The 9,829-nt window shown below is 63.4% G+C and carries 11 protein-coding genes, 1 tRNA gene and 1 pseudogene; 9 read left to right on the forward strand and 4 right to left on the reverse strand.

The features are described 5' to 3' along the window. Positions 1 to 318, forward strand: a pseudogene (locus EPO09_RS08310) (MinD/ParA family protein); the annotation flags it as partial. A gap of 35 nt (positions 319 to 353) precedes the next feature. Beyond that, positions 354 to 770 carry a group II truncated hemoglobin gene (locus EPO09_RS08315; RefSeq protein ID WP_290642044.1) on the forward strand — a complete coding sequence of 139 codons (417 nt, stop codon included), beginning with the start codon at positions 354 to 356 and terminating at the stop codon, positions 768 to 770. 40 nt (positions 771 to 810) lie between these two features. On the opposite strand, the gene EPO09_RS08320 is transcribed toward EPO09_RS08315, so the two are convergent. From EPO09_RS08320 to radC, 3 genes are all read right to left on the reverse strand, one after another. Continuing rightward, positions 811 to 1,533, reverse strand: coding sequence for a PEP-CTERM sorting domain-containing protein (locus EPO09_RS08320; RefSeq protein WP_290642045.1), 723 nt, complete (start codon positions 1,531 to 1,533; stop codon positions 811 to 813). A 96-nt stretch (positions 1,534 to 1,629) separates the two neighbouring features. Next, the gene (locus EPO09_RS08325) at positions 1,630 to 2,331 is read right to left on the reverse strand and encodes a Smr/MutS family protein (protein ID WP_290642047.1); all 702 of its coding nucleotides are present in this window, start codon (positions 2,329 to 2,331) and stop codon (positions 1,630 to 1,632) included. Between the two features lie 84 nt (positions 2,332 to 2,415). Next, positions 2,416 to 3,084, reverse strand: a complete 669-nt coding sequence (radC, locus tag EPO09_RS08330; RefSeq protein ID WP_290642049.1) for a DNA repair protein RadC — start codon at positions 3,082 to 3,084, stop codon at positions 2,416 to 2,418. 130 nt (positions 3,085 to 3,214) lie between these two features. Between radC and EPO09_RS08335 the strand changes: the two genes are divergently transcribed. The 7 genes from EPO09_RS08335 to EPO09_RS08365 all read left to right on the forward strand — a co-directional run bounded on the left by EPO09_RS08335 (position 3,215) and on the right by EPO09_RS08365 (position 9,320). Continuing rightward, positions 3,215 to 3,676: an FKBP-type peptidyl-prolyl cis-trans isomerase gene (locus EPO09_RS08335; protein ID WP_290642051.1), complete on the forward strand. Its 462-nt coding sequence runs from the start codon at positions 3,215 to 3,217 to the stop codon at positions 3,674 to 3,676. Positions 3,677 to 3,697: 21 nt separating this feature from the next. After that, entirely contained in the window at positions 3,698 to 4,675 is a 978-nt protein-coding gene (gene ispH / locus EPO09_RS08340; RefSeq protein ID WP_290642053.1) for a 4-hydroxy-3-methylbut-2-enyl diphosphate reductase, read from the forward strand. A gap of 119 nt (positions 4,676 to 4,794) precedes the next feature. Continuing rightward, the gene (serS, locus tag EPO09_RS08345; protein ID WP_290642055.1) at positions 4,795 to 6,093 is read left to right on the forward strand and encodes a serine--tRNA ligase; all 1,299 of its coding nucleotides are present in this window, start codon (positions 4,795 to 4,797) and stop codon (positions 6,091 to 6,093) included. Positions 6,094 to 6,157: 64 nt separating this feature from the next. Continuing rightward, positions 6,158 to 6,248: transfer RNA gene (locus tag EPO09_RS08350), tRNA-Ser, on the forward strand. 152 nt (positions 6,249 to 6,400) lie between these two features. Continuing rightward, on the forward strand, positions 6,401 to 7,063 hold the full coding sequence (locus tag EPO09_RS08355; protein ID WP_290642057.1) for a Spy/CpxP family protein refolding chaperone: 663 nt from the start codon (positions 6,401 to 6,403) through the stop codon (positions 7,061 to 7,063). 26 nt (positions 7,064 to 7,089) lie between these two features. Further along, on the forward strand, positions 7,090 to 7,806 hold the full coding sequence (locus EPO09_RS08360) for a response regulator transcription factor (protein ID WP_290642063.1): 717 nt from the start codon (positions 7,090 to 7,092) through the stop codon (positions 7,804 to 7,806). Further along, a complete protein-coding gene (locus EPO09_RS08365; RefSeq protein ID WP_290642059.1) occupies positions 7,803 to 9,320 on the forward strand; it encodes a HAMP domain-containing sensor histidine kinase in 1,518 nt (505 codons plus the stop codon). The genes EPO09_RS08360 and EPO09_RS08365 overlap by 4 nt, the downstream gene beginning before the upstream one ends. A gap of 19 nt (positions 9,321 to 9,339) precedes the next feature. Here the strand turns inward: EPO09_RS08365 and EPO09_RS08370 are convergent. Beyond that, the coding region (locus EPO09_RS08370) for a UDP binding domain-containing protein (RefSeq protein ID WP_290642061.1) at positions 9,340 to 9,829 on the reverse strand (490 nt) is incomplete at its 5' end.

Consider the following 9,829-nt stretch of genomic DNA (forward strand, 5'->3'; position numbering starts at 1 on the left):
TCCATGACCGACGCCTACGCCACCATCAAGGTGCTGGCCACGCAGCAATCGCGCGAGCAGTTGCATCTGGTGGTCAACCAGGTGTCCCGTGCCGGCGATGGCCGCACCATCTGCAATCAACTGCAGCAGGTGGTCGAGCGCTTCGTGCAAAACGGCAATGGCGTGGCCCCCAAGCTCAGTTTCCTGGGCGATATCCCGCAGGACAACAGCGTGCGCGAAGCGGTGCAAAAGCGCCAGTTGGTGCTGGAGTTGCATCCTGGCTGCGCGGCGTCTCAAGGTGTGGTGCAAGTGGCCACGCGCTTGTTGGCTCGCAACTGAGTTGCTGCCTCTCGGCTCTGCATTACAGTGCCGTCATGGCGCAATCTGAAGATCAAGACGTTGAAGACAATTCGCCCACAGCGTATGAGCTGCTGGGTGGCGATGCCCGTGTGCGCGCACTCGTGGATCGCTTTTATGACCTGATGGACCTGGAGCCCGGTTATCTGGAGCTGCGACAGGCGCATGGGCCCTTATTGCACGATGCCCGCGACAAGCTCTATTGGTTCCTCAGCGGCTGGCTGGGCGGCCCAAGCATGTACATCGAGCGCTTCGGCCACCCCAGGCTGCGCGCGCGCCATTTGCCGTTCTCGATCGGCATCAAGGAGCGCGATCAATGGCTGGCTTGCATGATGCAGGCGATGAACGAGCTGGAAGTCGAGCCGAATCTGGCGGCCCGTTTGCATCAGGCCTTTTTCCAGACGGCTGACTGGATGCGCAACAAAGGCGTGTGATGGTGTTTTAAGCCCGCAGCCTCGGCTCGGGCTCTGGCCTTCAGCTGCGGCGTTGACGGCGGGCTGCCAAGCCGATGCCCACCAGGCCCAAGCCCATCAGGGCCCATGTCGAAGCCTCAGGTACCGCGGCAATGCGCACGGCACCCAGGTAGTAAGACGTGGCCCCGCCCAGCAAGGTGAATTCCTTGCCCTTGATGCTCGACAGCAAAGAGGTGTCAGCCGCGTTGAGCGTGTAGTTGCGCTCGTCCACGATCAACTGGATGGTGGGCGCGCTGCCAGGTGCGAAGGCCTGATGGTTCACGTCAAAGAAGGTGAAGCCCAGCACGCTCACCGGGTTGGCGAACAGCAGCGAGATACCTTCAGCCTGATCGATGCTCGTGTCGGTGCTGATGGCTGCACCATTCAAGGCAGCGACACCCAGGCCCGCGTGGGCAGGCGAGAGGTTCTGATAGACCACGGGCGTGCTGGCGGTTTCAGCGTAGCCGTAGCTGGTGACCAAGCCGGCTGTGATGGACTGAAAGCCCAGTGTCTCTGCGCAAACCTGGCCTGCATTGGCACCTGATGTGCACAGATTGCTGCTGCCTTGCGCGGCGCCCACATTGGTCGGGATGCTGTCACCCGGCGTGTAAAAGCGCAGTTCTTCGTAGCTGCCATCGGGCGTGCTCACCAGGCTGGATGCTTCTGCTGCATGGGTCAGAGGCCAGGCGCAGGCCAGCAGGCCAATCAAGGCCGAACGAACAGCGGAGCGGAATACGACAGGCATGGTCATGTGCAAGTAGGGCTGCAATAGCCAATGAAGCCAAGGGCTAGGCGTGATTAGTTCACGAGTCTAGCCACACATGCACCCTAGGGGAAGCCCTTAGTTGGAGGGCGAAGGACCGGATTTGCCTGGTTGAAGCAGCACGATGAGCGCGCCAATGCCGCCTTCATCGGCCCGAGCCTGCACAAAGGCCAGTACACGGTCGCTCTGCACCAGCCAGCGCTTGACCTTGTCCTTGAGCACGGGCTGGCGCCCTGGCGAGCCCAGACCCTTGCCATGGATGATGCGCACGCATCGCAGACCCTTGATCTGGGCCTCACGCAGAAAACCGGATGTCTGCACGCGGGCTTCGTCTGTGCGCAGACCGTGCAGATCCAGTTCGGCCTGCAGCGCCCAGACGCCACGGCGTAGCTTGCGCACGACATCCAGGCCCAGCTCCGGCCGACGCCAGGACAGGCTCTCGTCCGTTTCCAGCAGGCTTTCCACATCAAACTCGTCAGACAGGGATTCCTGCAGCACAGCTTTTTCGTCCATCTGACGGCTGGCTGGCACCGGTTTGGGCTTGGCTGTCTGGTGGATGACGCGGCCTGACGAAGGCAGGGTGTTGACCTGGCCGACGGCCTTCTTGAACAAGGCGCTGTCAGCTTCCTGACTGCGTTGTGCGGCCTCGCGTTTGGCTCGCTCGGCCTTCTCTTGCGCCGCTTTGGCTGCGGCCTCTTTGGCAGCACTGTTCAGCGCGCGCTTCAAGTCAGCAAAGTCGCGCAGCGTGGTGTTGGCGGGAGGCTTGTTGGCGTGGCTCACGGGGTGCAAGCCTACATCAATATCAAGACGTTCTCGGGCCCCTTGACCTGTATCAGCAGGTCCGCGAAATCCCGCGTTTCGAAATTACATCAAACCCCGTTCCGCGAACGACATGGCGCCATGACGGCTCACCACCAGGTGATCCAGCACACGCACATCCACCAGTTGCAGGCTGCTCTTGAGTGTTTGCGTGAGCAGCTCGTCGGCGCGTGATGGCTCCAGCGCGCCAGAAGGGTGGTTGTGGGCGAGGATCACATTCGCGGCGTTCAGTTCGAGCGAGCGCTTGACCACCTCGCGCGGGTAGACGCTGGTCTGCGTCAAGGTGCCTCTGAAGAGTTCTTCGCAGGCAATCAGTTTTTGCTGCGCATCCAGAAACAGCACGGCAAAGACCTCATGGGGCAGGGCACCCAGCCGCATCTGCACGTAGTCCTTGACCAGTTGTGGCGAGGTGAACACGGGCTGCGTGCGCAGGCTCCCTGTCATGCTGCGCCGCGCCATTTCCATGACGGCCAGCAACTCGGCGCGTTTGGCGGGGCCCAGGCCTTTGACCTTGCTCAGCTGCTGCGGATGCGCTTGCAGCAAGCCGCTCAGGCCACCCAGGTCCTGCAGCACTTTTTCCGCCAGCTGCAATACGCCCAGGCCTTTCATGCCCGTTCGCAGCAAAAGCGCCAGCAATTCGGCGTCTGCCAGCGCCGTGGCGCCCATGGAAAGCAGTTTTTCGCGCGGCCGCAGCGCCAAAGGCATGTCTTTCATGGTCTTTATTTCCCTGGATGTGCTTCTCAAACCTAAAATTGTCGTTTTCTCCAATCTCACCCCCATCCTTCTGAAAGGGGCCCCCTGAAGTGGGCTTCCCAATCGGCCGCAGGATGTTGTGGACCTGATCATGACCAACGCTGTCCCTACCGTCGCCCAAGGCTCTTTCCTGACATTGCACTACCGCCTGGCTGGTCCGGATGGGGATGACCTGGTCAACACCTTCAACGACAAGCCCGCCACGCTGTCCGTGGGCTCAGGTGAGATGTCGCCCGCGCTGGAGTTGCGCTTGATCGGCCTGACCGAAGGCACGCGCACCACCCTCGCACTGGAACCCGGTGAGGCCTTCGGGCCGCGCAACCCCGAGATGATTCAGAAGGTGGCCATGAGCCTGCTGCGCGAGCTGGGTGACCCCGATGAAACCTGGAGTGTGGGCGATGTGGTCCAGTTCCCGACACCTGATGGCCAGGGCGCTTTTGCGGGCGTCGTGCGCGAGATGGACGAAGGCGGTGAGTGGGCCTTGTTCGATTTCAACCACCCTCTTGCCGGTCAGCCTGTCACCTTCGAGGTGCAGTTGATTGGCGTGCTGTGATCGCGCATGAGTGCCGCTGCCATGAGTGAAGTCAAGGACGTGCTGCTGGCCGAGCCACGCGGCTTTTGTGCCGGGGTGGACCGAGCCATCGAGATCGTCGAGCGGGCGCTGGCCCAGTTCGGCGCGCCCATCTACGTGCGCCACGAGATCGTGCATAACACCTATGTGGTCAACGACCTCAAGGGCAAAGGCGCCATCTTCATCGAAGACCTGGCCGAGGTGCCGCCCGGTGCCACGCTGATCTTCAGCGCCCACGGCGTCAGCCAGGACGTGCGCCGCGAGGCGGACGAACGCGGCTTCACCGTATTCGATGCCACCTGCCCGCTAGTGACCAAGGTTCACATCGAGGTGGCCAAGCTGCGCCGCGAGGGCTACGAGTTCCTGATGATCGGCCACAAGGGCCATCCGGAAGTCGAGGGCACGATGGGGCAGTTGTCCGATGGCATCTACCTGGTCGAGGATGAGGATGATGTGGCGCGGGTGCAGGTGACGGATCCATCGCGCCTGGCCGTGGTTACGCAGACGACCTTGTCCGTGGACGATGCGGCAGCAATCCTCGCCTCCATCAAGCAGCGCTTCCCCTTGGTCCGCGAGCCCAAACAGCAGGACATCTGCTACGCCACGCAGAACCGCCAGGATGCCATCAAGCTGATGGCGCCGCAGGTGGACGTGGTGATCGTGGTGGGCAGCCCGACCAGCTCCAACAGCAACCGCTTGCGCGAACTGGCCGAACGCCTGGGCACGCCGGCCTACATGGTCGACAGCCCTGAAGATCTGCAGGAAAGCTGGTTTCAGGGCCATGCCCGCGTGGGGCTGACCGCGGGTGCGTCGGCGCCAGACGTGCTGGTGCAGCAGGTGATCGCCCGCTTGCGTGCCTTGGGTGCCGTGTCTGTGCGTCGCATGCAAGGCGTGGAAGAGCATGTGCGCTTTCCGCTGCCCAAGGGCCTGGGTGGCACGGGGCTGGATCGGCCCTTGCCCTCGGAGCGCGTCGGATCCTGATCGCACGCATGCCTTGCATGCCGCAATAGCCGGTGGTGCGGCCCAGCCCGCCACCGAACAGCCAACACTGCGCGGTAAGCTACGCAGTCAAGTACATAAAACCTTTCTCTCTACACACCATGCTCGATATCGCCCTGCTGCGCAAAGACCTCGACAGCGTCATCGCCGGCCTGTCCAAGCGCAAGACGCCGCAACCTTTCCTGGACGAAGCCCGCTTTCGCGAGCTGGAGGCCGAGCGCAAGACCATCCAGATGCGCACGGAAGAGTTGCAATCCCAGCGCAACAGCCTGTCCAAGCAGATCGGCGGGCTCAAGAGCAAGGGTGAAGACACGTCTGCGCTGATGGCACAGGTGGGCGGCATTGGCGACGAGCTCAAGGCCAGTGCCGAGCGCCTGGACGTCATCCAGATCGAGATCTCTAGCATGTTGCTGGCCGTGCCCAATCTGCCTCACGAGAGCGTGCCTGTTGGTTCGGACGAATCCGGCAATGTGGAAGTGCGCCGCTGGGGCACGCCGCAGACTTACGCCTTCGAAGCCAAGGACCACGTGGACGTGGGTGCCCCGCTGGGCCTGGATTTCGAAACCGGCGCCAAGCTGTCTGGTTCGCGCTTTACCTTCCTGCGCGGCCCGATCGCCCGCCTGCACCGCGCGCTTGCCCAGTTCATGCTGGACACGCAGACGCAAGAGCACGGCTACACCGAGTGCTACACGCCTTATCTGGTTCAGGCCAAGGCCCTGCAAGGCACCGGCCAGTTGCCCAAGTTCGAACAGGACTTGTTCCACGTGACCTCGGGTGATGGCGAAGCGTCTGACAGCAAGTGGTACCTGATCCCGACCTCGGAAGTGACGCTGACCAACACGGTGGCCGACACGGTGCTGCCGATGGACCAGTTGCCCATCAAGCTCACGGGCCACACGCCTTGCTTCCGCTCGGAAGCCGGCAGCGCCGGGCGCGACACACGCGGCATGATCCGCCAGCATCAGTTCGACAAGGTCGAGATGGTGCAGATCACCACGCCCGAGCAAAGCTACGAAGCGCTGGAGCAGATGGTGGGCCACGCAGAAGCCATCCTGCAAAAGCTGGAACTGCCTTACCGCGTGATGTCCCTGTGCACGGGCGACATGGGTTTTGGCGCCACCAAGACCTATGACCTGGAAGTGTGGCTGCCCGCGCAGAACACCTACCGCGAGATCAGCTCCTGCTCGAACTGCGAGGCCTTCCAGGCTCGCCGCATGCAGGCGCGTTTCAAGAACGCCCAGGGCAAGAACGAGCTGGTGCACACACTCAATGGCTCCGGCCTGGCGGTGGGGCGCGCCATGGTGGCGGTGCTGGAGAATCATCAGCAGGCTGATGGCAGCATCCGCGTGCCCGCGGCACTGCGCCCCTACCTGGGTGGCGCCGAGTTTCTGAAAGCTTGAGCCACAGCTGGAAAACCTGCTATAGTTGCGGGCTACGCCGTTGACCACGAGCGCACCAGTTTTAGGAGAGGTGGCAGAGTGGTCGAATGTACCTGACTCGAAATCAGGCGTACGTGAATAACGTACCGTGGGTTCGAATCCCACCCTCTCCGCCAATGACACAGCCCGCATGCCTTCCCGGCAGCGGGCTTTTGTCTTTTCAGGGTTCACACATCTTTACCCTGGCGCCACAGCCGCTTTACCCCCCTTGATCATCATGACGTCATGGCCTCCAACGCGAGGTCCCGCCTACAACGGAGATATCGTCATGAATGAGATTCGCCACCCTGAGTCTGCCCAGGCAGGCCGCGCCTCCAACTCCTCCCACAAGCAACGCTGGGCCTTGGGTGCCCTGATCGCCGCGACCACGGCTTCTGTGGTGTTGAGCATCAGCGCTTGGGCCGGTGGCGATGAGCCTGGTTCACGCATGCCCCCGCATGGCATGGGCATGATGGGTGCTGGTGGCGGCAGCATGGGTGACATGGGCGGCATGCCCTTTGGTGGCCGCCATTTGCAGCGCCTGCTGGACGACGCCAAGGTGTCAGACGTGCAGCGCACGCAGATCCAGCAGATCACCGACAGGGCTCAATCCGACCTGAAGGCACTGCACGAGGAAGGCAAGGGCCTGCATGAGCAGGGCCTGAAACTGTGGGCCGCGCCGAAGATCGACGCTGGCGCCGCCGAAAAACTCCGCCAGCAGATGCAGGCGCATCACGACAAGATCAGCAAGCGCCTGATGCAGGCCATGCTGGATGTGGGTAATGTGCTCACGCCGGATCAGCGCGCCATCGTGGCCAAGCAGATGGAAAAGCGCCACGAAGACATGATGCGCCACATGCAGGAGCGCCGCGAAGGCCGTGACGGCCGCGATGGCGCGCATGAGGAACATCGCCATGGCGGCGCATCCGAGCGACAACCCGAGGAGCGTTGATCATGGAGCGCGCGACAATGCCGGATATGAGCGAGCACATTCTGCTGATTGACGACGACCTGCGCCTGAGCGCCATGGTGGGTGATTACCTGCGCAGCCACGGCTACCAGGTGTCCAACGCCCCCACGCTGGCGGCTGGCCGCGACATGCTGGCCCGCCAGGCCTGCGATGCCCTGGTGCTTGATCTGATGCTGCCCGATGGCGATGGTCTGGATCTGTGCAAGGAGTTGCGCGCTACACCGAAGACGCGCAGCCTGCCCTTGCTGATGCTCAGCGCCCGGGGCGAGCCGACCGATCGCATCGTCGGCCTGGAAATTGGCGCGGACGACTATCTGCCCAAGCCTTTCGAGCCGCGCGAACTGCTGGCCCGTTTGCGTGCGCTCTTGCGCCGCACCGGCCCGGTGGCCGAGGACGATGACGTCTGGCGTTTCGGTCGCCTGGAGATCGATGCCGGTTTGCGCCAGGTGCGCCTGGATGGCAAGGCTTGCGATCTCACCTCGTATCAGTTCGATCTGCTGTCCGTACTGGCGCAGCATCCTGGGCGCGTGCTCAGCCGTGACCAGATCATGGATTCGCTCAAGGGCCACCCGCTGGAGGCTTTTGACCGCTCCATTGACGTGCACATCTCGCGCATCCGCGCCGCGATCGAGGACGATCCCAAGGAGCCACGCCGCATCCTGACCGTGCGTGGTGTGGGCTATGTGTTCGCCAAGAAACAGGACGCCGACGTCGATACCCCATGAAGACGCTGGCGCTGCGCATCTACCTGACCGTCGTAACGGTCCTGCTGGTCTTTGCCCTGGTCTCCGGGTGGCTGGCGCAGCACAATATGGAGCACGAGCGCACCCAGGTGCAGTCAATGGCCGTATGGCAGGAGCGCGCGGCCGCCTGGGGCGAGTTGCTGGAGAACAGCCTGCCCGCTGTGACCGAGCCTGAGAGCGAGCAGGCTCGTGTGTTCCTGGATTGGGCGGACCGCTTGCGTCTGCCCATGGCGCTGGATACACCCAGAGGAAAGCGCCTGGCTACCTCGCCGGTTTTGGCGGAGCGCCTGGAGCGCTGGCCCGAGTTGCGCGACCGCATGCAGCAGGCGCGCCTCTCAGACGGTCGTGTGCTGTGGATCATGCGGCCTGGCCTGCCGGGCGGGCGTGCGCGTCCAGGGCCTGGTTTTGGTGGCGGCCCTGGTGGCCCTGGCGGTCATGGGGGGGCGCCTGGCCCTGACGCCTTTGGCCGAGACGGACATGGTGGTCCTCCACTTGGTGGACCTGGGCAGTTGAGCGTCAACATGGGGCCGAACGAGCCGCCCATGCCGCCGCCACGCCCGGAGATGCAGCCCTGGTTTGCGCCGCTGGCCTGGATGCTGCCCAACTCGCAGGCGCATGGCGTGCCTGCGCTGATCCTGTCCCTGATTCTGCTGTTCGTGGCCGTGGCTGTTGGGGCCTGGCCCGTGGCCAATCGCCTCACGCGTCGGCTGCAGGCTTTGCGGACGGGCGTCGAGGCGTTCGGGTCTGGTCAGCTGGCTCATCGCGTCGCTGTTGAAGGCAAGGACGAGGTGGCCGCACTGGCGGGCAGCTTCAACGAGGCAGCCCAGCGAATTGAAGATCTGGTGACCTCCAACCGCAATCTCCTGGCCAATGCGAGCCATGAATTGCGCTCACCCTTGGCCAGATTGAAGATGGCCGTGTCCATCATGGGCGACATGCCGCCCGCACGCGCCGCCCAACTCAAGGACGAGATCCATCAGGACATTCGCGAGCTGGACAGCCTGGTGGAAGAAGTCTTGCTCGCCAGCCGGCTGGATGCGCGGCCTCATATCGAGCGAACCCCGGTTGACCTGCTGGGCCTGGTGACCGAAGAGGCCTTGCGGGTGGGCGCAGAGGTGCTGCCTGATGAGCGTGCACAAGGTCAGGCGCCCTATCAGGGGGACGAGCGTTTGCTGCGCCGGGCTGTACGCAATCTGCTGGAAAACGCACGCCGCTACGGCGGGTCGCAGATCGAGCTGGAGTTGGCGTACCTGCCCAAGTCCATCGAGATCCGCATCTGCGACCGTGGCCCCGGTGTGCCCGAGGATCAGCGCGATCGCATCTTCGAGCCCTTCTATCGCCTCCCAGGGCATGCTGAACATGCCGGTGGCGTCGGGCTGGGGTTGAGCCTGGTCCGTCAGATTGCCTTGCGGCATGAGGGCCAGGTGCGTTGTGACGCCCGGGAGGGCGGTGGCAGCCGATTCATCATCACGCTGCCAGCCTTGGGTGGCCGCTGAGGGCCACCCGGGGCGGCCATCAGGCCTGCACGCTGGCGCGACCGATGCTGTCGTAGCTCAAGCCGGCTTGTTTGACCAGTTCAGGTTCATACAAGTTGCGGCCGTCGAAAATGACCGGTGTCTTCAGGCTGGACTTGATCTTCTCGAAGTCAGGGCTGCGGAACTCCTTCCACTCCGTGACGATGATCAGCGCGTCGGCGCCTTGCAAGGCTGTGTTCGGGCTGTCGGCGTACTTCAGGCGCGGCTCGTCGCCGAAGATGCGTTTGGCCTCAGGCATGGCAACAGGGTCGTAGACCGTGACGGTGGCGCCGCGCTCGAACAGTTCGGCCAGCACCACGCGGCTGGTCGCTTCACGCATGTCATCCGTGTTGGGCTTGAACGCCAGGCCCCAGACGGCGAAGTGCTTGCCCGTCAGATCGGCGCTAAAGCGCTTGACGACCTTGTTGACCAGCACGGTCTTCTGGCGCTCGTTGGCATCTTCCACGGCCTGGAGCACCAGCAGTTCCTGG

Source organism: Aquabacterium sp. (assembly GCF_004297345.1).
Lineage (GTDB): Bacteria > Pseudomonadota > Gammaproteobacteria > Burkholderiales > Burkholderiaceae_C > Aquabacterium.

Bases quoted from the DNA above. Each gene is read 5' to 3' on its own strand.
- EPO09_RS08315 (WP_290642044.1), top strand. From the start codon at position 354: ATGGCGCAATCTGAAGATCAAGACGTTGAAGACAATTCGCCCACAGCG.
- EPO09_RS08320 (WP_290642045.1), bottom strand. From the start codon at position 1,533: ATGCCTGTCGTATTCCGCTCCGCTGTTCGTTCGGCCTTGATTGGCCTG.
- radC (WP_290642049.1), bottom strand. From the start codon at position 3,084: ATGAAAGACATGCCTTTGGCGCTGCGGCCGCGCGAAAAACTGCTTTCC.
- EPO09_RS08335 (WP_290642051.1), top strand. From the start codon at position 3,215: ATGACCAACGCTGTCCCTACCGTCGCCCAAGGCTCTTTCCTGACATTG.
- ispH (WP_290642053.1), top strand. From the start codon at position 3,698: ATGAGTGAAGTCAAGGACGTGCTGCTGGCCGAGCCACGCGGCTTTTGT.
- serS (WP_290642055.1), top strand. From the start codon at position 4,795: ATGCTCGATATCGCCCTGCTGCGCAAAGACCTCGACAGCGTCATCGCC.
- EPO09_RS08355 (WP_290642057.1), top strand. From the start codon at position 6,401: ATGAATGAGATTCGCCACCCTGAGTCTGCCCAGGCAGGCCGCGCCTCC.
- EPO09_RS08360 (WP_290642063.1), top strand. From the start codon at position 7,090: ATGAGCGAGCACATTCTGCTGATTGACGACGACCTGCGCCTGAGCGCC.
- EPO09_RS08365 (WP_290642059.1), top strand. From the start codon at position 7,803: ATGAAGACGCTGGCGCTGCGCATCTACCTGACCGTCGTAACGGTCCTG.